This window comes from Curtobacterium sp. VKM Ac-2889 (genome assembly GCF_015350855.1).
GTDB lineage: Bacteria > Actinomycetota > Actinomycetes > Actinomycetales > Microbacteriaceae > Curtobacterium > Curtobacterium poinsettiae.
Genome location: NZ_JADKSC010000001.1, coordinates 741,320 through 762,823, shown reverse-complemented (window position 1 = coordinate 762,823; position 21,504 = coordinate 741,320). Strand labels below are relative to the sequence as shown.

24 protein-coding genes are annotated in these 21,504 nt (G+C 71.5%); 5 read left to right on the top strand and 19 right to left on the bottom strand.

Translation table 11 applies throughout. From position 1 onward, the window contains the following. Positions 1-5 precede the first annotated feature (5 nt). The 3 genes from ITJ50_RS03850 to ITJ50_RS03840 form a co-directional block, all read right to left on the bottom strand. Entirely contained in the window at positions 6-1,412 is a 1,407-nt protein-coding gene (locus tag ITJ50_RS03850) for an L-serine ammonia-lyase (RefSeq protein ID WP_017887912.1), read from the bottom strand. A 34-nt stretch (positions 1,413-1,446) separates the two neighbouring features. Beyond that, positions 1,447-1,641, bottom strand: coding sequence for a PspC domain-containing protein (locus ITJ50_RS03845; RefSeq protein WP_017887911.1), 195 nt, complete (start codon positions 1,639-1,641; stop codon positions 1,447-1,449). A 93-nt stretch (positions 1,642-1,734) separates the two neighbouring features. Further along, complete coding sequence (locus ITJ50_RS03840) at positions 1,735-2,661, bottom strand: NADP-dependent oxidoreductase (RefSeq protein ID WP_031260148.1); 927 nt, start codon at positions 2,659-2,661, stop codon at positions 1,735-1,737. 103 nt (positions 2,662-2,764) lie between these two features. Here ITJ50_RS03840 and ITJ50_RS03835 point away from each other — a divergent pair, with 103 nt between their 5' ends. Then, the gene (locus ITJ50_RS03835) at positions 2,765-3,583 is read left to right on the top strand and encodes a shikimate 5-dehydrogenase (RefSeq protein ID WP_042537588.1); all 819 of its coding nucleotides are present in this window, start codon (positions 2,765-2,767) and stop codon (positions 3,581-3,583) included. A 135-nt stretch (positions 3,584-3,718) separates the two neighbouring features. On the opposite strand, the gene ITJ50_RS03830 is transcribed toward ITJ50_RS03835, so the two are convergent. From ITJ50_RS03830 to ITJ50_RS03805, 6 genes are read right to left on the bottom strand one after another with little or no spacing between them, the layout of a single operon-like run. After that, positions 3,719-4,162, bottom strand: a complete 444-nt coding sequence (locus ITJ50_RS03830; RefSeq protein WP_042537590.1) for an SRPBCC family protein — start codon at positions 4,160-4,162, stop codon at positions 3,719-3,721. Between the two features lie 5 nt (positions 4,163-4,167). Then, the gene (locus ITJ50_RS03825) at positions 4,168-5,613 is read right to left on the bottom strand and encodes a phytoene desaturase family protein (RefSeq protein WP_194589953.1); all 1,446 of its coding nucleotides are present in this window, start codon (positions 5,611-5,613) and stop codon (positions 4,168-4,170) included. Positions 5,614-5,652: 39 nt separating this feature from the next. Continuing rightward, on the bottom strand, positions 5,653-6,321 hold the full coding sequence (locus ITJ50_RS03820) for a hypothetical protein (protein ID WP_017887906.1): 669 nt from the start codon (positions 6,319-6,321) through the stop codon (positions 5,653-5,655). 54 nt (positions 6,322-6,375) lie between these two features. Then, positions 6,376-6,903 (bottom strand): GNAT family N-acetyltransferase, encoded by a 528-nt coding sequence (locus ITJ50_RS03815; protein ID WP_017887905.1) that lies wholly within the window; start codon positions 6,901-6,903, stop codon positions 6,376-6,378. Positions 6,904-6,930: 27 nt separating this feature from the next. Next, on the bottom strand, positions 6,931-8,208 hold the full coding sequence (locus ITJ50_RS03810; protein ID WP_017887904.1) for an ABC transporter permease: 1,278 nt from the start codon (positions 8,206-8,208) through the stop codon (positions 6,931-6,933). Beyond that, on the bottom strand, positions 8,205-8,933 hold the full coding sequence (locus tag ITJ50_RS03805; protein ID WP_031260145.1) for an ABC transporter ATP-binding protein: 729 nt from the start codon (positions 8,931-8,933) through the stop codon (positions 8,205-8,207). Before ITJ50_RS03805 ends, ITJ50_RS03810 begins: the two co-directional genes overlap by 4 nt. Before the next feature lie 80 nt (positions 8,934-9,013). Between ITJ50_RS03805 and ITJ50_RS03800 the strand changes: the two genes are divergently transcribed. Beyond that, entirely contained in the window at positions 9,014-9,643 is a 630-nt protein-coding gene (locus ITJ50_RS03800) for a TetR/AcrR family transcriptional regulator (RefSeq protein WP_194589952.1), read from the top strand. Between the two features lie 81 nt (positions 9,644-9,724). Here ITJ50_RS03800 and ITJ50_RS03795 read toward each other — a convergent pair whose 3' ends face one another. The 8 genes from ITJ50_RS03795 to ITJ50_RS03760 all read right to left on the bottom strand — a co-directional run bounded on the left by ITJ50_RS03795 (position 9,725) and on the right by ITJ50_RS03760 (position 16,630). Then, complete coding sequence (locus ITJ50_RS03795) at positions 9,725-10,750, bottom strand: glycine betaine ABC transporter substrate-binding protein (RefSeq protein ID WP_194589951.1); 1,026 nt, start codon at positions 10,748-10,750, stop codon at positions 9,725-9,727. Next, the gene (locus ITJ50_RS03790; protein ID WP_017887900.1) at positions 10,747-11,511 is read right to left on the bottom strand and encodes an ABC transporter permease; all 765 of its coding nucleotides are present in this window, start codon (positions 11,509-11,511) and stop codon (positions 10,747-10,749) included. The genes ITJ50_RS03795 and ITJ50_RS03790 overlap by 4 nt, the downstream gene beginning before the upstream one ends. Continuing rightward, positions 11,508-12,779: an ABC transporter ATP-binding protein gene (locus ITJ50_RS03785; RefSeq protein ID WP_017887899.1), complete on the bottom strand. Its 1,272-nt coding sequence runs from the start codon at positions 12,777-12,779 to the stop codon at positions 11,508-11,510. Before ITJ50_RS03785 ends, ITJ50_RS03790 begins: the two co-directional genes overlap by 4 nt. After that, on the bottom strand, positions 12,766-13,413 hold the full coding sequence (locus tag ITJ50_RS03780; RefSeq protein ID WP_017887898.1) for an ABC transporter permease: 648 nt from the start codon (positions 13,411-13,413) through the stop codon (positions 12,766-12,768). Before ITJ50_RS03780 ends, ITJ50_RS03785 begins: the two co-directional genes overlap by 14 nt. A gap of 208 nt (positions 13,414-13,621) precedes the next feature. After that, positions 13,622-14,326, bottom strand: coding sequence for a DinB family protein (locus tag ITJ50_RS03775; protein ID WP_140448588.1), 705 nt, complete (start codon positions 14,324-14,326; stop codon positions 13,622-13,624). Next, positions 14,323-14,925, bottom strand: coding sequence for a hypothetical protein (locus tag ITJ50_RS03770; RefSeq protein WP_017887896.1), 603 nt, complete (start codon positions 14,923-14,925; stop codon positions 14,323-14,325). The genes ITJ50_RS03775 and ITJ50_RS03770 overlap by 4 nt, the downstream gene beginning before the upstream one ends. A gap of 58 nt (positions 14,926-14,983) precedes the next feature. Next, on the bottom strand, positions 14,984-15,862 hold the full coding sequence (locus ITJ50_RS03765) for an aminoglycoside phosphotransferase family protein (RefSeq protein ID WP_194589950.1): 879 nt from the start codon (positions 15,860-15,862) through the stop codon (positions 14,984-14,986). Positions 15,863-15,979: 117 nt separating this feature from the next. After that, positions 15,980-16,630: a ScbR family autoregulator-binding transcription factor gene (locus tag ITJ50_RS03760; protein WP_194589949.1), complete on the bottom strand. Its 651-nt coding sequence runs from the start codon at positions 16,628-16,630 to the stop codon at positions 15,980-15,982. Between the two features lie 90 nt (positions 16,631-16,720). On the opposite strand from ITJ50_RS03760, the gene ITJ50_RS03755 reads away from it, so the two are divergent. Continuing rightward, a complete protein-coding gene (locus tag ITJ50_RS03755; protein WP_017887893.1) occupies positions 16,721-17,164 on the top strand; it encodes a hypothetical protein in 444 nt (147 codons plus the stop codon). A 42-nt stretch (positions 17,165-17,206) separates the two neighbouring features. Here the strand turns inward: ITJ50_RS03755 and ITJ50_RS03750 are convergent, their stop codons facing one another. Together ITJ50_RS03750 and ITJ50_RS03745 are read right to left on the bottom strand one after the other, a co-directional pair. Further along, positions 17,207-18,364: a PP2C family protein-serine/threonine phosphatase gene (locus ITJ50_RS03750; protein WP_194589948.1), complete on the bottom strand. Its 1,158-nt coding sequence runs from the start codon at positions 18,362-18,364 to the stop codon at positions 17,207-17,209. Continuing rightward, the gene (locus ITJ50_RS03745; RefSeq protein ID WP_017887891.1) at positions 18,361-19,137 is read right to left on the bottom strand and encodes a ThuA domain-containing protein; all 777 of its coding nucleotides are present in this window, start codon (positions 19,135-19,137) and stop codon (positions 18,361-18,363) included. Before ITJ50_RS03745 ends, ITJ50_RS03750 begins: the two co-directional genes overlap by 4 nt. A gap of 140 nt (positions 19,138-19,277) precedes the next feature. Here ITJ50_RS03745 and ITJ50_RS03740 point away from each other — a divergent pair, with 140 nt between their 5' ends. Together ITJ50_RS03740 and ITJ50_RS03735 are read left to right on the top strand one after the other, a co-directional pair. Next, positions 19,278-20,717 (top strand): DUF4832 domain-containing protein, encoded by a 1,440-nt coding sequence (locus ITJ50_RS03740; protein ID WP_194589947.1) that lies wholly within the window; start codon positions 19,278-19,280, stop codon positions 20,715-20,717. A gap of 79 nt (positions 20,718-20,796) precedes the next feature. Beyond that, complete coding sequence (locus tag ITJ50_RS03735; protein ID WP_017887889.1) at positions 20,797-21,252, top strand: DUF3817 domain-containing protein; 456 nt, start codon at positions 20,797-20,799, stop codon at positions 21,250-21,252. Positions 21,253-21,504 lie beyond the last annotated feature (252 nt).

Here is a 21,504-nt window from a genome sequence, read left to right as displayed (position 1 = left end):
GACGCTCAGCAGAGCGGGACGTTCACCGCGAGCCCACCCATCGCGGTCTCCTTGTACTTCGAAGACATGTCCGCCCCGGTCTGCCGCATCGTCTCGACGACCTGGTCGAGCGACACGTGGTGCACCCCGTCGCCACGCAGGGCCATCCGGGCGGCGTTGATCGCCTTGTTCGCCGCGATCGCGTTCCGCTCGATGCACGGGATCTGCACCAGCCCGCCGATCGGGTCACAGGTCAGCCCGAGGTTGTGCTCCATCGCGATCTCGGCGGCGTTCTCGACCTGCTCCGGCGTGCCCCCGAGGACCTCGGCGAGCCCCGCAGCCGCCATCGACGCTGCCGAACCGACCTCGCCCTGGCAGCCGACCTCGGCGCCGGAGATCGACGCCCGTTCCTTGTAGATCGACCCGATCGCCCCGGCGGTCAGCAGGAATCGCACGACGGCGTCGTCCCGTTCGTCCGCGGAGGCGTCGGCGACCGTGGGGACGTAGGTGCGCGCGTAGTACAGCACCGCGGGGATGATGCCGGCGGCACCGTTCGTCGGGGCGGTGACGACGCGGCCACCGGTGGCGTTCTCCTCGTTGACCGCCATGGCGACGAGGTTCACCCACTCCATCGCGAAGAGCGGGTCGTGGTCGGGGTCCTCGCGGGTGAGCTGCTCGTGCCAGGTGGCCGCGCGACGACGGACGTCGAGCCCGCCGGGCAGGCACCCGCCCCGGCGGACGGATCGGTCGACGCACGACTCCATCACGCCGTGGATCCCGAGCAGCCCCGAGCGGACCTCGGTGTCCGTCCGGGTGACGGCTTCGTTCGCCAGGGCGACGCCGCTGATCGGCAGGCCCGAATCCGCGCAGGCGGCGAGCAGCTCGGCACCGCTCGAGAACGGGTACGGCACGGCGTCGTCGACCGGGATCGCGGCACCGGCGACGGCAGCCGGTGCGTCCACGGCGGGTTCGGCCTCGTCGTCCCGCGCGATGAACCCGCCGCCGATCGAGTAGTAGGTCTCGTCGGCCAGGTCGACACCCGCGGCGTCACGGGCTCGCAGCCGCATGGCGTTCGGGTGGCGGGGCAGCATCGTCAGGGGGTGCAGGACGATGTCGGCGATGCGGAACGGCACGCTCGCTCCGCCGTCGAGCCGCAGGACGCCGTCGCGTTCCAGCGCCTCGAGTGCGCGGGCCATGGCATCCGGGTCGACGGTCTCGGGGTGCGAGCCCATGAGCCCCGCGACGACGGCGCCGAGCGTCCCGTGGCCCTGCCCGGTCGATGCGAGGGACCCGTACAGGTCGACCACCACGGAGGCGACGGGCAGGCCACGCACCAGGCTCGCGAACTCGGCACCGGCCCGCATCGGGCCGACGGTGTGCGAGCTCGAGGGGCCGACACCGACGCTGAACAGATCGAAGACGGAGACCGGCACGCCGCCACACTAACCCGTCCGGACGGACCGGTGCTCAGCGCCGCCGACCACCCTCGGGCGGCATCACGAACCACAGCACGACGTAGGCGATCCACAGCGGCCCGGGGAACAGGCTCAGGATGACCCAGATCACCCGGACCAGGGTGCGGGACAGGGTGAAGCGGTCGGCGAGACCGGCGCAGACACCGGCCAGCAGACGACCGTTGCGGGGACGGGAGAGTGTGCTCATACCGACGACGCTACGCAACGCCGCCGGTCCGGCGCATCCGGGACGCACCCCGAGCGTGGTGGGGGAAACCCCCGGACCCGCGTGGTCGTGGGGTCAGGGGATGAGGACGATCTTGCCGCGCGTGTGGCCGTGCTCGAGCTCCTCGAAGGCGTCCTGCACGCGGTCGAGCGGGTAGGTCGCGGCGACGGGCACCTCGATCGCGCCGTTCGCGACCTCGAGTGCGAGCGCGCCGAGGATCTCCGGATCGGCCGTGTCCGCACTGCCCGAGGTCTTCGCCCCGACCTCGGCGGCCTCGTCGAACGCGATGATCGTCTCGATGCGGTCGACCGGCACCCCGAGCGCGATGCCGAGCCGGACGTACTCGGCGCCGTGGGTGTCGATCACGGCGTCGACACCGTTCGTCGCGAGTTCCGTGATGCGCTCCTGCAGGCCGTCGCCGTACGCGACGGGTCGTGCGCGCTTGGAGCGGAGCCACTCGTGGTTCACCTCGGACGCGACGGCGATGACGTCGATGCCCTCGTTCGCGAGCAGCTGGGTGACGAAGCCGCCGACCCCGCCCGCGGCACCGGACACCACGACGGTCTCACCGGCACGCGGGTCGACCGCGCGGACGGCCGCCGCCGCGGTGGTCGCGATGACGTCGAGGCCACCCGCCACCGTCCAGTCGAGCAGGCGTGGCTTCTGGACGACCTGCACGGCCGGCACCGAGACGTACTCGGCCTGGCTCGCGCGGTCCCACGACCAGCCGATGACCTCTTCGCCCTCGTCGACGCCGTCGACCTCGGCTCCGACGGCGACGACGATGCCGGCGAAGTCGGTGCCCTGCCCGGACGGCAGGTCGCCGCCGAACGCGCCCTGGCGGATCGCCGACTCACCGGGGTTGATCCCGGCGGCGCGCACGCGGACGAGCACCCGCCCGGCGGTCACGTCGGGCACGGGCACCTCGGCGACGTGCAGGACCGATCGGTCACCCCACTCGTCGAAGCGGACAGCGCGCATGGTCTCCGGGATCTCAGTCATCGGGACCGACGCTACCCCGGAGCGCCGCACCCGGCCTGCTTGGACCGCTCCATCCTTGCAAGAGCAGGAGAGTGTGAGCGTGCGACAGTGCGAGACTGAGAGCATGCCCATCCTGAACAAGGACATGCAGGTCTGCATGTCGCTGGCCGCGCGACCGAGCAACATCGGCACCCGTTTCCACAACTTCCTGTACGACGAGCTCGGTCTCGAGTTCCTGTACAAGGCCTTCACCACGACGGATCTGCCCGGCGCCGTCGCCGGCATCCGCGCGCTCGGCATCCGCGGCTGCTCGGTGTCGATGCCCTTCAAGGAGGCGATCATCCCGCTCGTCGACCACATCGAGGACTCCGCCGCCGCGATCCAGTCGGTCAACACGGTCGTGAACGACGACGGCGTGCTCACCGCGTCGAACACCGACTACGAAGCGATCGCCGCACTGCTCGGGTCGCACCGCGTCGACCCGGCTTCGCGCGTGCTGCTCCGCGGCTCCGGCGGCATGGCCAAGGCCGTCACGGCGGCGTTCCGAGGCGCCGGCTTCGACCGGTTGACGGTCGTCGCCCGCAACGAGCAGACCGGCCCGGCCCTGGCGACGCAGTACGGCTACGAGTGGGTCGCCGACGAGCGTGAGGCGGGGGAGACCGACCTGGTCGTCAACGTCACCCCGCTCGGCATGCGCGGCGACCAGCAGGATGCACTCGCCTTCGCGCCGGAGCGGATCGAGGCTGCCCACACCGTCTTCGACGTGGTCGCGTTCCCGTCGGAGACCCCGCTCGTGCGGGCGGGCCGCGACGCCGGCAAGCACGTCATCACCGGCGCCGAGGTCATCGCCCTGCAGGCAGCCCGTCAGTTCGAGCGGTACACGGGCGTCGCCCTGACCGACGACCAGGTGGCGCGGGCCAGCGAGTTCTCGCGCGCCGAGTAGTCGACGCACCCACAGGGCGGACGGGAGGTGGGCCCCACCCGCCGGTTCCGGCGTGACGCGCCAGCGGCACGACGGCCGTGACGGGAGGCCCGTGGCGGCGCCGCCACGGGCCTCCCGTCCGTTCGTGGGGACGTCTCAGGCGGTCGCCGAGCGCCCGACGGCCACCCACTCGAGGCGGCGGAGCGTCTCGCGGTTGCGGATCCAGATGAGCGGCTGCATGAGGAAGTCCGGCACGTGCGAACCCGGCCCGGCCACCGCGTTCTCGGTGATCGTGACCTTGCTGCCGTGCCGGTGCGGTTCGACCGTCAGCTCGACGCGGGCCTCGCCGATGGGCCAGCCCTTGGGCTGGATGACCATGCGGTGTGGCGGCTCCCAGACCAGCGACGTCGTGACGTCGTCGATGACGATCGGCCAGGCGCCGAACGAGTGGTGCAGCCGCGTGCCGACCTGCGGCCACCCGGATTCCTCCTTGCGCATACGCGACGCCCCGACCACCCAGGTCGTGTAGAGCCACCCGTCGCCGAGCACGTCGAAGACGGCTTCGGGACGGCAGTGCAGGATGCGGACGTTCTTCGCCATGGTGTTCAGCCTTCCGGGGTGAGGTCGACGTCCTCCGGCAGTCCGAAGGTGTGCCGGAGCGCGCTCTTCGCCGCGTGCCAGCCGGCCATGCCGTGCACGCCGGGGCCGGGTGCCGCGGACTCGGAGCACAGGTACATGCCGCCGCCCATCCGCCACGGGTCGCTGGACAGGACGGGGCGCTTGACGAGCTGCCAGAAGCTCGCGGCACCGGCGGCGATGTCGCCACCGACGTAGTTCGGGTTGTACTCGCCCATCTGCACGGCGGTGCGGGAGCTCGACGACAGGATCGTGTCGCGGAACCCCGGCGCGAAGCGCTCGATCTGACGGGTGACGGCCTCGGTCGGGTCGACGTCCGAGCCCGCAGGGACGTGCGCGTAGGCCCAGAAGACGTGCTTGCCCTTCGGGGCGCGGGTCGGGTCCACCACCGTGGGCTCCGCGCCGAGCACGTACGGACGCTCGGCGTGCTGCCCGTTCGCGACGGCACGTTCGGCGGCCGCGATCTCCTGCCGGGTCCCGCCGATGTGCACGGTCCCGGCCTTCCGCAGCGACTCGTTGGTCCACGGCACCGGGTCGGACAGCGCGAAGTCGACCTTCGCCGCCGCGTTGCCGAACCGGAAGCGTCGCAGTGCACCGCGCTTCGGGGTCGGGATCTGCTTGCCCGCGATCCGGAGCATGCCGGGCACGCTCGTGTCGAACAGCACCGCCTTCGCCGGGGTGAGGTCACCGAGCGACCGGACCTCGTGTCCGGTGACGATGCGGCCGCCGTGCGCGACGAGGTCGGCGGCGAGCGCGTCGACGATCGCCTGGCTGCCGCCGATCGGCACCGGCCAGCCGCGGGCGTGCGCGTACGAGCCGAGCGACAGTGCCGCCGCCGCGGTGGACAGGGACGGCAGGTGCTGGATCGAGTGCGCCGCGACGCCGGACACCATCGCCGGGGCGGCCTCGCCGCGGAAGCGCAGGTTCCACGCGGCGGTGCCCTGCTCGAGCGCCCGCAGCCCGAACCGCAGGACGGTCAGGGGGTGCCGCGGCACGTGCAGCAGTGCGTCGGTCGCGAAGTCCGCGACCTGGTCGGCGTTCTCCGCCAGCGGCGCCATCAGCTGCCGGAAGGCCGGTCCGTCCACCCCGAGCTCGGCGGCGGTGCGGTCGAGGTCCTGGTACGCGATGCCGGCGCGACCGTGGTCGAGCGGGTGGCCGTACTGCACCTCGGGCAGGCGGAGCTCGATGCGCTCCTCCATGCGGAAGCGCCGGAAGAACTCGGACTGCAGGGCCATCGGGTGCACGGCGGAGCAGACGTCGTGCAGGAAGCCGGGCAGGGTGAGCTCGGCCGTGCGGGCGCCGCCGCCGATCGTGTCGTTCCGTTCGACGACCTCGACCGACAGTCCGGCCCGTGCGAGCGTCACCGCTGCCGCGAGCCCGTTCGGTCCCGCTCCGACGACCACCGCATCCACCATGCCCCGAGCCTAGGGACTCGTGACTGCGTGTGGTGTCGGTCAGGTGCGCGAGGTGTCGGGGTCGGCCGGGTCGGACTCGTCCTGGTCACCGTCGGCGTCGTCCGGTTCGTCGGCGTCGACCGGGGTCGACCCGACGGGGTGCTCGGCGAGCAACTCGGCGAAGTCCTCGTCGAGCATCTGCTGCAACCGGTCGTCGCGGCCGATCTCGTAGTCGTCCGCCGGGCGCTGTGCCCAGCCGAGGCGTCCGACGACGGTGGTGCCGATGTCGTCCCAGGCGCGGGCCCGCGCGGCGAGGACGATCCCGTCGACGAAGTGCTGGTCGTCGCGTCGCTTGTCGAGCATGGCGGCGAGCTGCTCGTACGTGGCCTCGCGCATCCGGAGCTTCAGGTCGTCGCCGCGCCGGTAGTCGTGCTGGTGGCGGGAACGGCCCTTCTGCTTGCTCGAGGTGGAACGGATGTCGCGCATCCGTGCGGCGTCACCCCGTTGTTCCTCGGCCATGCGGTGGAGTTCCTCGCGCGTGGCCTCGGCGATGAGTGCGTGGTCGAAGTACCCCTGGTCACGCAAGGCGTTCGTGATGATGCGGTTGGCCACCGCGATGGTGACGGCGGCCTTCGCGATGAGGAAGCCCTCGTCGACCGCACGCTTCAGTTCGACCTGGCTGATGGGTCGATCGCGCACGTCGTGGTTGCGTCGTCCGAACAAGGCCATGCTCCGACGATACCGGCGACCGGTGTCGGTCCGTCTGCACGAGGGCGGCGGACGTCAGAGGAGCAGGCCGTAGACGGCGACGTCGACCCGCTCGGGGCCGAGCGGCAAGGCGCCACGCAGGGTGCCCTCGTGGGTGAAGCCGAGCCGCTCGGCGAGCCGCCGGCTCCGCACGTTGTCGACCGCCGTCCGGATCTCCACCCGGGCCACGCCGCGGGCCCGGGCGACCCCGATCAGCACGGTGGCGGCCCGCCGGGCGACACCACGGCCCTCCTGTCCGGCGTCCACCCAGTAACCGAGCGACGCCTGCCCCAGGTACGGGTCGAACGTCAGCGAGGCCACCCCGACCACGCGGTCGTCGTGGCGGATGACGCAGGGCAGCGAGCGGTCCATCGCGTACTGCCCGAGCAGCCGCTCCGTGTGCAGGGCGATGGCCTCGCGTGTCTGCGGGTCCCACGCCCAGGGCTCGGCGGCCCGCAGACGATCGGTGTTGGCGTGCACGAGTGCGAGCACCTGGTCGACCGTCGTCAGGTCGCGCAGCGTCAGCGTGGAGCCGTCACCGAGGTCGCGTCCGAACGTCGTCACCGCTCCGACACTAGGCAGCCCTGCCTGTCACTCGTACCGGAGCGCCTCGATCGGGTTCTGCCGTGCGGCTCGTCGTGCCGGCAGGGTGCCCGCCAGGAACGCGATGAACATCACGACGAGGATGATCGTGGCGACGGACCCTGGAGCGAACTGCATGATCTGCAGCCCCGGCAGGTCCTTGAGGAGCGTGCCGGCCAGGACGTTCGAGATCCCGGTGCCGAGCGCGATCGCGACCCCGGCCCCGATGGCGCTGCCGAGGAACCCGATGAAGACCGCCTCGAGCGAGAACAGCGTGTAGACCTTGCCGCCGCCCATGCCCATCGCCTTCATCAGGCCGATCTCGCGGGTGCGCTCCTGCACGCTCATGAGCAGGGTGTTGATGATGCCGAAGCCGGCGGCGATGAGCGCGATCACGGCGAAGGCGTTCAGGACCCCGACGATGCCGCTGATGACGGTCTGGAACTGACCGAGCTGGTCCTGGATGGTCTGGCCGAGGAACCCGTCGTCCGCCAGGGACTTCTTGACCGTGGTGACGGAGGCGCCCGGATCGAGCGTCGCGGTGGCGCTGGCGTAGGAGGTCGCGATCGAGTCGGGCTTGCCGATCTCCTGCGCGGCCTGCATGGCGTCGGTCAGCGCGGCGTTCGCCCCGGCCCCACTGCCGAACAGCGACTCGTTCTGCACGCCCACGACCGTGGCGGTGAGCGTGTGCGCCTTGCCCTGGTAGTCGTCGACGGCGATCGTGAGTTCCTTGCCGACGGCGGCGGAGGCGCTGCCGAGGCCCATGTTCTTCAGGTAGTCGGTCGGCAGCATCACCTGGTTGGCGTCGGTCTGGTCGTCGAGCTGCTTGCCGCTCGCCAGGTCGGCGTCGAGCTCGCCGGCGTTGGCCGTGAGCGAGACGACGTACTTGCCGTGGTCGCCGTACTCGGCGTACTTCGGCGCGAGAGCGACCGCGGGGCGGAGGCTCTTGATGCCGTCGGTCTTCTCGATCGCGTCGACGTCGGACTGCGACAGGTAGGAGAACGACGCCGGGCCACGGTCGACGCTCTGACCAGAGGCCTCGGGGTCGTACTTCGCCGGGCCGCTGTCGGTCGAGCTGGTGTCGACTGCCTTCGTGATGGTCAGGGAACCGGTGTCGCCGATCGACGAGACCTGGGTGTCGATGTAGTTGCTGACGCCCGTGCCGATGGCCGAGGTGAGCGTGATCGTGAAGGCGCCGATGAAGATCGCGATGACGGTCAGGGTCGTGCGCAGCTTCGAGCGGAAGGTGTTCGAGACCGCGGTGCGCAGGAGGTCGAGGAAGTTCATGCGGAGTGCCTTCCGTGCGTGGCGGACGCGTCGACCGCGTCGTCGGGTCCGCCGACGATCAGGCCGTCGCGGACGTTGACGCTGCGGTCGCAGCGCGCGGCGAGCTCTTCGTCGTGCGTGACCACGACGAGCGTGATCCCCCGCTCGCGCTGCAGCCCGAACAGCATGTCCTCGACCACCTGTCCGGTGTTCGTGTCGAGGTTGCCGGTGGGCTCGTCGGCGAAGATCACGCTCGGCTCACCGACCAGCGCGCGGGCGATGACCACGCGTTGCTTCTGGCCGCCGGACAGGTCGTTGGCGTCGTTCTTCGCCTTGTCGGCCAGCCCGAGGGCGTCCAGCGCCGCCATGCCCCGTCGCTTCCGCTCGGCCCCGGAGACGCCGGCGATCTTGAGCGGGAGCACGACGTTGTCGAGCACCGAGGTCTTCGGCGTCAGGAAGAACTGCTGGAACACGAACCCGAACGTGCTGTTCCGGGTGCGGTTGACCTGGCGGGCACCGAGCGTCGCGGCGTCGGTGCCGTCGAGCAGCACCTGTCCGGCCGACGGCTTGTCGAGCAGTGCGAGCAGGTGCATCAGCGTCGACTTGCCGGAGCCGGACTTGCCGACGATCGCCAGGCTCTCGCCCTGGTGCACCGCCAGCGACACCCCCTTGAGCGCGTCGAACCGCGTCGCGCCGCGGCCGTAGGTCCTGGCGAGGTCACGGGCCTCGAGCACGGGAGTGGTCATGGGTTCACCGTAGTGTCCGGTGCACGACTGCAAGTTTGCGTTTGCTGTAGATCATGTGACGTTCCGGTTACAGTCGGGCCATGCCCGACTCCGCGACGCCGTCAGAACTCGGTCTCCGTGACCGCAAGCGCATCGAGACCCGCAACCGCATCGCCGAGGCCGCTCGGTCCCTGGCGCTCGAGCAGGGCGTCGACGGCACCACGATCGAGCAGGTCGCCGCCCGCGCCGACGTGTCCCCGCGGACGTTCTTCAACTACTTCGAGAGCAAGGAGGACGCGGTCCTCGGGCACACCGAACTCGACCTCGAACCCGCCACCCTCCAGGCACACCTGGCAGCCGTCTCGGGGGAGCCGGCAGCGCAGGCGGTCGTGGACCTGGCGTTCCTGGTGTTCGGGTCGTCGTTCGGCGACGAGCACGAGCGGCTCGAGCGCAAGGCCGTCATCGTGCGGTTCCCGCAGTTGATGCGTCGGCAGGTCGCGCGGATGACCACGGTCGCCGAGGCGATGACCGGCGCGGTGCGCACGATCCTCGAACGCGACCCGGCCTGGGGGCCGGACGCCGCGACCCCGCAGGTGGCCGAGATGCTCCTCGGCATGTGCATGACGGGCTTGCGCAGTGCCGCTCGGCACGAGGGCTCCGACCCGGAACAGGTGCGGGCGGCAGTGGTCGCGTCGATCCGCGACACGGCGGCGCGCATCGCCGCGGCCTGAGACGCGACCACGAACGCACGGGAGGCACGGTGCCAGCTGGCACCGTGCCTCCCGTCCGTGACGTGGATGCGTCGAGAACGGTCAGGGCTTCGTGATGAAGCCCTCCTTCACCATCCAGTCGAAGGCGACGTCGGCCGGCTCACGCCCCTCGACGTCGACCTGACGGTTGAGCTCCTGCAGCACCGCGTCGGTGAGCTTCGGCGAGATCTGGTCGTAGATCCCCTCGAGCTGCGGGTACTCCTTGAGCGTCTTCGAGTCGATGACGGGCGCGACGTTGTACGCCGGGAAGAAGCCCTTGTCGTCCTCGAGCACCGTCAGACCGAGCGACTTGATGCGGCCGTCGGTGGTGAACACCTCACCGAAGTTGCACTTGCCGCGGTCGGTGGCCGTGTAGACCGTGCCGGTGTCGAGGATGCTGACGTTGCTGCTCGGCACGCCGTTCGCCCCCGAACCACCGAGCTCCAAGCCGTACTTCTTGAGCATCGGCTTGAAGCCGTCGGCACGCGAGTTGAACTCCGACTCGACGCAGAACGTGCGCTGGTCGACCGGCAGCTTCGTGATGTCGGAGAGCGTCTTGACGTTCCCGAGCTCCTTGACCGCTTCGTCACGGACGGCGAAGGCGTAGGTGTTGTTCATCGGCGCCGGGTTGAGCCAGGTCAGCCCGTTGCCGGCGTCCTCCTTCTTCACCGCCGTCCACTGCTCGGTCTTGTCCGGGATCCCCTTCGCGTGGCCCATGAAGGTCAGCCAAGCGGTGCCCGTGTACTCGTACGTGAAGTCGGCCGCGTGCGAGGTCATCAGCTCACGGACCGCGACACTGCCGGGCACGTTCGTCTCGTCGGTGACGTCGAACCCGGCGGCCTTGGCGGCGAGCACGGCGATCTTGCCGAGCACGAGCTGCTCGGTGAAGTTCTTCGACGTCACGGTGATGTGGGCGCCGGCCGGCAGGTCGTCGATGCGCTGGATGGAACCGGCACCGGCCTCGGGCACGAACGAGGTGGCGGGCTGCAGGCCGCAGCCGGTCAGGACGAGGGCGGTGGCACCGGCGACGAACGCGGCGGCTCCGACCCGGGTGCGGGTGCGGCGGGTGCTGCGGATGCTGCGGGTCATCGGAGTCCCTTCGGTCGTGCGACCGTCTCGACCACGCGGCCGAGCCAGTCGATGGAGAGGGCGAGCAGGGCGACCAGCAGGGCACCCGAGACGAGCACCTTCGGCAGGAACAGGGTCACGCCCGTGGTGATGAGCAGACCGAGTCCGCCCGCACCGACGAAGGTGGCCAGGCTCGCCGTGCCGACGAGCAGCACGAGCGCGGTCCGGATGCCGGAGAGCATGACCGGCACCGCGAGCGGCAGTTCGACGCGCATCAGCACGCTGAAGGCGCTCATGCCCATGCCGCGACCGGCCTCGACCAGTCGGGCGTCGACGCTCTGCACGCCGATCATGGTGTTCCGGAGCACCGGCAGGATCGCGTAGAGGACGAGCGCGATGACGGCCGACCGCGTGTTCAGGCCGAGCCAGGCGGCGAGCAGCACGATGAGGCCGACGGCCGGTGCAGCCTGCCCGAAGTTCGCGACGGCGAGCACGTACGGGCTCGCCCGGCGCAGCGGGCCGCGGGTGAGCAGGACGCCCAGCGGGATGCCGATCACGAGCACGAGCACCGTCGACTGCAGGGTCAGGACGAGGTGCTGGCCGGTCAGGGAGAGGATGTCCGCCGGGTTGAGCGTCGTGCGCTCGGTCGGGGTCAGGTCCGCCGTCGCGAGCCACACCGCGAAGCCGGCCAGGACGACCAGGATCGCGATCGGCTGGAACAGCAGGCCCTTCCACGAGGTGCTCGCACCGGTGGCGGGACCGGCGACGGCGACTGCGCTCACAGGTCTTCTCCGGTGGGCATCGCCGACACCGGCGACGACGGCATGGTCTCGATCGGGTTCGTGTTGGTGCCGACGGGCGTGTAGGCCTGGTCGCCGGCGGCGGTCGCGCGGGAGCGGGTGATCGCCTCCATCACGGTCTCGACGGTGATGACCCCGCGGAACGCGTCGCGACGACCGGTGACCAGTGCGGCACCCGCGCTCGAGACGAGCATGGTGTCGAGCGCGTCGTTGAGGGTCGCGGCCTCGCCCACGACGGGCAGGCCGGGCTCGACGCCGTCGGGGATGCGGTCGAGGCGCTCGAGCTGGCGGCGCGACGGCCACCCGATCGGCCGCTGGCGGTGGTCGACGACGACGGCGTGCTGGTGCCCACCGGCCTCGTTCATCCGCTGCAGCACGGCCTTGACCTCTTCGCCGGGCGAGCACGTCACGGCCGACTCGACCTCGACGTCGCGCACGCGGTTCAGCGTGAGCTGCTTGAGACCGGCGCCGGAGCCGATGAAGTTCTCGACGAACTCGTTCGCCGGCTCCGCCAGGATCCGCTCCGGGGTGTCGTACTGCACGATGTGCGCACCCTCGGTGAAGATGACGATCCAGTCGCCGAGCTTCACGGCCTCGTCGAAGTCGTGCGTGACGATGACGATCGTCTTGTGCAGTTCCTCCTGGATGCGCAGGAGCTCGTCCTGCAGGCGCTGGCGGGTGATCGGGTCGACGGCACCGAACGGCTCGTCCATGAGCAGGACGGGCGGGTCCGCGGCGAGCGCCCGGGCCACGCCGACGCGCTGCTGCTGGCCGCCGGAGAGTTCGCGGGGGAACCGGTCCCGGTAGGTGTCGGGGTCGAGCGACACGAGGTCGAGCAGCTCGTCGACGCGCGCCGCGATCTTCTCCTTCGACCAGCCGAGCATCTTCGGCACGATCGCGATGTTCGCCGCGACGGTCATGTGCGGGAAGAGGCCGCCGGCCTGGATCACGTAGCCCATGCGGCGGCGGAGCTCGTCGCCGTCGATGCCCGTGACGTCGTCGTCGCCGACGACGATCCGGCCCTGGGTGGGCTCGATCAGGCGGTTGATCATCTTCAGCGTCGTCGTCTTGCCGCAGCCGGACGGGCCGACGAGCATGACGATCTTGCCAGCCGGGATCTCGAGCGTGATGCCGTCGACGGCGGGCTTCGACTGCCCGGGGTACCGCTTGGTGACCTCGTCGAGCAGGATGCTGCGCCCGGTGACGTCCCCGTCGGGCGCGGTGGTGGTGGCGGAGTCAGTGCTGGACACGGATACCTCTCGAGATGGTCAGGCGGCCGAGGCCGATGAGGAGCAGGTCGAGGACGAGGGCGAGCAGGACGACGCCGACCACCCCGACCACGACGGAGGACAGGGCGTTGGCGCCGCCGAGGCGGGACAGCCCGGAGAAGATGAAGCCGCCGAGTCCGGGGCCGAGCGCGTAGGCGGCGATGGCGGCGATGCCCATCACCATCTGTGCGGAGACGCGGACGCCGCTCAGGATGATCGGCCACGCCATCGGCAGTTCGATCTGCAGCAGGGTGCGGAACCGGCTCATGCCGACGCCGCGCGCCGACTCGACGACGGTGGGCGGGATCTCGGCGAGACCGACGACCGCGTTGCGCAGGATCGGCAGTGCGGCGAAGAAGACGACCGTGACGACCGACGGCAGGACGCCGAAGCCGAGCGGGACGATGAGCAGGCCGATGACGGCGAACGACGGCAGGGTGAGGCCGATGGCCGACACCCCGTTCGCGAACGCGGTCAAGCGCGGGCTGCGGTAGACGAGTGTGGCGAGCACCACGGCGATGACCGTGGCGAGGACGACGCACTGGACGACCAGTGAGAAGTGCTGCCACGATGCGAACCAGATCTGGTTCCATCGCTCCACGACGTACTGGAACACGGGTGGGCGCTCCCCTTCCGGTCGGCTGAACTGCCCACAGATCGGGGCACGAGCTCGGCCAAAGCTACGCAGCACCTGGACCGGTTGTACAACGCAACCCTGCCGAGGCGGCAGTTTCCCTCGCAATTGCGATGAGGACAACCCCTGGTCAGAGGGGGAACACCAGGGCAAGCCTGGGAGAACGGTAACGATCGGGCTGGGTGCCCGGCTATGCGTTCAGGTCACGCAACCCGGCGCGCTCCGCGATGTCGACGAGCTGCTCGCGCCACCGGACCCATTCGTCCGGCGTCTTGTCGGCCAGGTTGCCGTCGCCGTCGCCGGCCAGGCCGTCGAGCATCTCGCGCACGATGTCGGCGTGCCCGGCGTGCCGCGCGGTCTCGTAGGCCATGTGCACCAGGATCCGGTGCAGCGTGACGTGCCGGTGCTCCTCAGGCCACCACGACACGGTGCCCGTCGCGGTGAGGTCGAGCGCCTCGATGGTCGCGTCGGCGTGGGCGGCACTCCGGTGGTGGAAGGCCACGACGTCCGCCATCGTCTCGTCCAGCGGGGCGAACATGTCGTCGCCGTCCTCCGACTCGAGCCACGCCGGCGGGTCCGGCAGCGGGCGCCCGAACACCTCGCCGAAGTAGCCGGCCTGCACGCCCGCGACGTGCTTCACCAGCCCGAGGACGTTCGTGCCCGTCGGTGTCACCGGCCAGCGTGCCTGTCGCTCCGCCAGCCCGTCGAGCTTGGCCAGCAGTGCTGCTCGGTGCTTCTGCAGGTACCGGTGCAGCGTCTGCTTCACCGCGGCGTCGGCAGCCGCCTGGTCGGGGGTCGGCGCAGACCCCTCGTCCGACAGCAGCGCGTTGCCGCTGGCCGCCAGCGTGCTGGTGCTCGCGGGGTGCACCTCGGGGACCGCTTCGACGTCGCTCATGCCCCCGATCGTGCCACCCGGAGCTCCTGCAGGCGTGTCGATTCCTGCACCGCGACCCGTTCGGCCGTCAGCAGCAGCCCCGCGACCTCGGCACCGGAGCGTGCCGGGGCGTCGTTCCAGCTCGTCAGGTCGCGCACGCGCCCCATCCGGATGTCCGGCGCGGGGCACCACAGCACGGGCTCGCCCTCGTCGCGGGCCAGGGCGTGCCAGACGACGTCGAGCGCGTGCTGGACCCGCGGTGCGTGCACCGCGAGCGGCCCACCGGCTGCGGACACGACCGCACCGACCAGGCACGCGCCGACGAGCGGTCGGCCCTGCACGTCCATCGCGGCGGCACTGGAGGCCTTCCGCTCGTGGCCGTGCTCGTCGAGGTAGGCGAACCAGGCGTGCTGCACCCAGCCGCGCTCGACGACGGCGCGGGCGTCGGAGAGCAGGTGGACGAGTTCGCCGAGTTCGCGCACCCGGTCGTCGACCCGTCGCGCGCGTGCGGTGGCGCGGCGGTCCGCGAGTCGGTCGACCAAGCCGCGGAGACCGCGTCGGACGGGGGCGGGGGAGGCGTCGGTGGCGACGTCGTGCTGGACGCGGAGCTCGAGGGTCATGGCGGCCCCTCCGATCGACTGTGCACGGATGGTGCGGTCACGATAGCCCCGGGGAGACTCAGTCGTCCAGCACCGCGTCGATGCTCCGTCGGGCGACGCTCCGGAAGGCGCGTTCGTCGGCGGTCGCCAGGGCGGACGCGAGCGCCACCACCCACCCGCGGGCGCGCTGCCAGGTGGCGTCCGAGGCTGCGACGCGGGCACGGAACGCGCGTCGCCCAGGCTGGTCGAACGTCAGCCAGGCGGTCGCGAGGTCGACGGCGGGATCGCCCGCGGTGACGTCCCCGAAGTCGATCACGGCTGACAGGTGGTCGACGCCAGCGGATGACGAGTCGACGAGCAGGTTGAAGGGGTGCAGGTCGCCGTGCACCCAGACAGGAGGCCCGGCGTGCGTCGGCGCCGCGGCTGCGGCCCGCCAGAGCGCGGCCAGCTCGCCGGCCCGGTGCACGTCGTGGCCATCGAGTCGCGCCAGCACCGCGTCGCTCCGCGACGCGAGCGGCACCGCACGGAACGGGTTCGCCGGGGCACCGGCCGGGGCCGCCACGTGCAGGAGCCCGACGAACGCGGCGAGCGCCTCGGCCACGGGGACCCCGGCCGCGCGTGCGCCGATCGGGGTGCCGGGGAGCCACGGCACGATGCTCCACGACCACGGGTACCCGAGGGCGGGTCGGCCGGTCCGCACCGGAGCCGGCACCGGGACGACCGACCCGACCCGGGCGGCGATGTCCGGCAGCCAGCACTGTTCGTGCTCGACGAGGCGTGCGGCCAGCTGCCGGCGGGGGACCCGCACGGCCAGGTCGTCACCGAGACGCAGGACGACGTTGTCCCACCCGTTCGCGACGACCTCGAGCGACAGCCCGGCCAGGTCGGGGTGCTGGTCACGCAGCAGGGAGCGGACGAGCGGGACGTCGACGTCGACCTCGGCAGCGGGTGTGGGCACCGCGTCAGGCTAGTGGGCCGCCGGACACATGCCCGCGAACTGGGGCCGGTGGCGCGACCGGCTTCTCGGTAGTCTCAGAGGCGAGGTGACGTGGGTGTTTCCCTGGGGGGACCCGCGTCACTCCGGAGCGATGAGCGCGACGAGTCGCGGGACCTCCGGACGCAGCCGTTCGGTGACGAACGCGTCCAGCAGGACCGTCCAGAGTTCCCGCAGGCCCGCGAACAGGTCGGCCCGCCGCGTCATCACGTCCGAGACGGTCTGCACGCCCGTGTAGGCACGGACGACGACCCGGCCGACGAGCTCCGGGTCCCACCGCGGATCGATCTCTCCCGCGTCGACGGCCTGCCGCGCGAACCCGGCGACCACCGCGGCCCAGTCGGTGTACGGGTCCCGCCGGTCCACGTCGCTCGCCGCCACGTCGGTCGACAGGCGCACCCCGGCGCTCACGACGACCTCGGTGGTCATCTGCACGGCGAGCCCCTGGCACAGCCACATGATCGACTCGAGCGGAGTGGTGCCCCGCGCCACCGCGGCCTCGCCGTACCGGCGCGAGATCGCGTGCTGCTCGGCGACGACGGCCCCCGCCATGTCGGCCTTCGACGTGAAGTGGAAGTACAGCGCACCCTTGGTCATCCCGATGCGTTCGGCGATGCCGTCCATCGAGGCTCCGACGTACCCGCGTTCGTCGAACTCCGCGGCTGCGCCCTCGATGATCGCGGTGCGGGTCGCGAGCGACCGCTGCTGCCGGGTCGGTCGGTCCTGCGCCATGGGGTCCGATCGTAGTCAGCGCACGCGATCGCCGGGGAGCCCTGGCCGCATTCGGCAGGCGTTCGGCCGCGTGCCCTACGGTCGGTCGCCATGGACGGATGGCGGAACCCTGCGCGCTGGGCACGGACGGGCCGGTGGCTGCTGCTGCCGATCGCGGTGCTCGACTGGGTCGCGCTCGCGCCGCAGACCATCGTGGTGCTCGCGTTCCTGATCGCCGTCGTCGGGCTCGCCGGCATGGCAGCGGCCCTGGTGGTGCACATGCTCGGTCGGTCCCGTGGGGCCATGGCCGCCCTCGGGGTCGTGCTGCTGCTCGGCGGCCTGGTGGTGTTCGGCCTCGACCCGTTCCCGGGCTCGTTCCCGCTCATCGCGTCGTGGTGGCCGGAGTCGATCACGCAGCCGCAGACCGTCGGCAGTGCTTACTGGCAGCTCGCCGGCCTGGGCATCGAGCTCGCCGGGTTCGGCCTGCTCGCCACCCTGCTCGTGGTCTCGCTGACCGGCACGCCACGCCCCCGGCAGGACCGCTTCCGCTCCTGACCGCCCCCGTGGCAACGCTCGGCGCCCGGACGTGCTCCGCGCTCAGAGTCGGGTGAGCACCACCAGCGTGACGTCGACCTCGGCGTCCACGGCGACCGCCGTGCGCACCCGCTCGATCACGCCCGCCCCGTCCGGAGCGGACCGCACCAGCGCGGCGAGGTCGTCCAGGCGGCGGGTCCCGTCCAGCGTCAGGACACCCTGCGTGCAGATCGCCAACCGGTCGCCGGGTGCCAGGTCGAGCGAGCCGGACGACCGGGGGATCGACACCGGCTGCAACCCGAGCGGCAGGTCGACCGGGCGCAGCACCCGAGCGGGCCCGTCCGCGGGGACGAGCACCGCGAGCCCGTGGCCGGCGTCGCCGAAGTCGACGTGCCCCGACGTCGGGTCGAGCCGCAGGTGGAAGAGCGAGCCGACGGCGTCCGCGGCCGACAGGTCGGCGGTGACCTGGGCCTCCAGGCCGACGATCGTGTCCTGCACCTCGGCACCGGTCCGCGCCACCACGGCGCCGCGGACCACCGCGGCGAGCAGGCCGGACGCCGGTCCGGCGGCGCTCACCCGGCCGACGGTGACGTGCAGGGCGTCGTCCGGGGCGAGGCGCCAGTCGGCGACGTCACCCCCGCCACCGTCGTGCTGGGCAACCAGGACGTCGAGGGCGTACCCCGGCACCGCGACCGGGTCCGGCACCAGCCCGTCGAGCACCCGACGGACCCGTCCCAGGTCGATGGCGACGCCGAGTTCCCGCTCGGTCCACCGGGCGAGGTCACGCAGCAGGGCGACGTCCTCGGGGGAGAACGTGCGCGGCACCGCGTCCATCAGGCACAGCGTGCCCACCCGGGTGCCGTCGATCATGGTCAGTGGTGCGCCGGCGTAGAACCGGATGCCGTGCTCCGCCACCGCGGCCGTGTCGGCGAAGCGGGCGTCGAGCGACGCGTCCGGGATCACCATCGGTTCGCGGGAGAGGACGGTCGTCGCGCAGAACTGCTCGCTCGCGGGGACGCTCGACCCCTGGTGCCAGCCGAAGGTCGACTGGGTGGTGACGAGGTCGTGGTGGACGAGGTTGAGGAAGGTCAACGGGACGTCGAACGCCTCGTGGGCCATGCGGGTGATGCGGTCGAAGCGCTCCTCGAGTCCTGATCCCAAGATGGCGAGCGCCTCGATCACCGCGGTGCGGCGGTCCGCATCGGCGAGATGGTTGGTCACCCGGCCTGTCTACCCGCATCGTCCGCCAGGAACCAGTCCCTCGGGTGGGGGTCGGCGGTCAGCGCGCGGCGCTCGGAAACCGGTGCAGCCCAGGCGGCGGCGTTCGACAGCACGCGCTGGATGTCCGGGTGGTGGTACACGGGGTACTCCTGGTCGCCCGGCGAGAAGTAGAAGACCCGGCCGAGACCACGGCGGTACGCGACGCCGGAGCGGAAGACCTCGCCGCCCGCGAAGGTCGACAGGAAGACCTCTTCGTCGGGGCGCGGGATGTCGAAGTACTCGCCGTACATCTCCTGCCGGTCGATGACGATCGGGTGCGGGACCCCGGCGGCGATCGGGTGCTCGGGCGCGACGGTCCAGACGAGTTCACGCTCGCCGTCGTTCCGCCACTTCAGCGAGCAGGTCGTGCCCATCAGGCGCTTGAACGGCTTGGAGTAGTGGCCGGAGTGCAGCACCACCAGCCCCATGCCGGCGTGCACGGCGTCGACGACCAGGTCGACGACGGCGTCGCGCACCTCGTCGTGGGCGACGTGCCCCCACCAGAACAGCACGTCCGTGGTGGCCAGTCGTTCGGCGGTGATGCCGTGGTCGGGTTCCTGCAGGGTGGCGGTGGAGACGTCGGCCCCGGGCTGCGACTGCCGGAGCGCCTCGGCGATCACGGTGTGCATGCCGTCGGGGTAGTGCCCGGTGACCGTCGCGTCACCGCGGGTCTCGTGCACGTTCTCGTTCCAGACGACGATGTTCAGGGGACGGTTCTCGGTCGACGGCGACATGGGACCAACGCTACCCGTGATCGGATTGCGCAGACACTGGCGTTTTCTGATCGTTTCGCCTAGCTTCAGATCACAAACGCGCAGACGGCGGTACCAGGGGGTACCGATCCCCGTCCGCGCCGAGGACAGGGGCTCGTCCGATGCAGCACCGAACCATCACCACCGTCGCGCTCGCGGCGGTGCTCGCACTCGCCGTACCGACCACCGCGTGGGCATCGCCCACCGGTCACCACCAGCAGCGGACCGCGACCACCTCGACCGTGACCTACACGGCGAGCGACGCGGTCATCCCGAACCCCTCGCGCGGGTTCGACCACACCACCGAGACGCACTACCGCGCCGACGGCACCGGGTACACGCCGCTCGACGCCGCGACGCTCCGCGGCTACCGGGCCGAGGGCGTCACGCAGGTCGTCCGGGTGTTCTACATGGAGGCGTTCGTCCAGCAGCGGCAGCTCAGCCCGGCCTGGCTCGCGCTCGTGCAGCACGACTACGACACCGCACGTGCAGCCGGCGTGGGTGTGATCACCCGGTTCGCGTACGTCCAGGGCGGCTCGTACCCGTACTCGGCGCCCTACGGGGACGCCGACCTGCCGACCGTGCTCGCGCACATCGAGCAGCTCACCCCGACGCTCCGCCGGAACGCCGACGTCATCCCGACCCTGCAGGGGGGCTTCATCGGGCTCTGGGGCGAGGGCTACTACACCGACCACTTCGCCAGCGACCCGGCGAACCCGGGGGTGCTGACCGAGGCCGACAAGGACGCCAGACGCCAGGTCCTGCAGGCCGAGCTCGCCGCCCTGCCGTCCAGCCGATCGGTCCAGGTCCGCACCATGCAGATGAAGCAGGACGCGCTCCGCACCCCGTCCGGCACGGCCGGGGCGCTCACCCCGGAGCAGGCGCACGACGGTTCCCCGGCGTCGCGGATCGGGCACCACAACGACTGCTTCCTCGCCTCGGCGGACGACTTCGGCACGTTCCTGAGCAACCCGCTGTCCCTCGACCAGGACTACCTGGCGGCGGAGTCGCGGTACGTCCCCGTCGGCGGTGAGACCTGCGCCGTGAACACGCCGCGGACCGACTACCCGTCCGCCTCGGCCGAGATGGCGAAGTACCACTACAGCTACCTCAACCTGGACTACAACAAGGACGTCCTGGCGACCTGGGGCACGGACGGCATGACCGACGCCGCGAAGAAGCTCGGCTACCGCTTCACCATGACCTCGAGCACCGCCACCTCGGGCGCGAAGGCGTCGGTGGCGGTGTCGATCCGGAACGACGGCTGGGCGGCGCCGTACAACAGCCGCCCGGTGCACCTCGTCCTGACCGACGGCGACCGCCGGGTGACCGTGCCCGTGGCCGCCGACGCGTCGTCCTGGCAGCCGGGACGGACCGTGACCGTCCGGGCGTCCCTCGCCGACGTGCCGAACGGGCGCTGGAGCGTCGCACTGGCCCTGCCCGCACCGGAGGCCTCGGTGGCGACGGACCCCGCGTTCGCGATCCAGACGGCGAACACCGGCACGTGGGACGCGAGCACGGGCGTGAACCGCCTCGGTCAGACGGTGGTCGTACAGCACTGAGCAGACCTGCAGCGCGCCCCGGGTCGGACGATCCGGGGCGTTCTGCTGTCTGTCAACCGGGTCCGCCACGATTGACGGCATGACTCCGCGCTCCCTGTTCCGCGCCGCCGCGGTGGCCGAACTCGTGACCTGGACCCTGCTCATCGCCGGGATGGTGCTCAAGTACGGGCTGGACGCCGGCGACTGGGGCGTCCGCATCGGCGGCGGCGTGCACGGCTTCGTGTTCCTGGCGTACCTGGTGGTCACGACGGTCGTCGCCGTGAACCAGCGGTGGTCGTTCGGGGCGCTCGTGCTCGGCTGGGTCAGTGCCGTCGTGCCGTACGCCACCGTGCCGTTCGAGGTCGCGGTCGCCCGCCGCGGCATGCTCGAGGGGTCGTGGCGCCGCTCGCCGGACGCCCACTCGGGCTTCTGGGACCGCCTGCTGTTCTTCGTCGTGCGTCGTCCCGCGGTGGCCGCCGGCATCGGGGTCGTGGCCGTCGCCCTGGTCTTCACCGGGCTGCTGGCCGTCGGCCCGCCCGTGCCGTCGCGCGGCTGAGGCGACGAGCGCCCCCCAGCTGATCAACGAGTGAGCAGAAGACGTCCGGTTCGCAAGCGGGACCCGACGTCTTCTGCTCACTCGACGCGGCCGTGGTCGCGACCACGGGCGGACGGGAGGTGGGCCCCACCAGCCGGTACCGGCGCACCGCGCCAGCGGGGTGACGGCCGAGCCTGGAGGTGGGCCCCACCAGCCGGTACCGGCGCACCGCGCCAGCGGGGTGACGGCCGAGCCTGGAGGTGGGCCCCACCA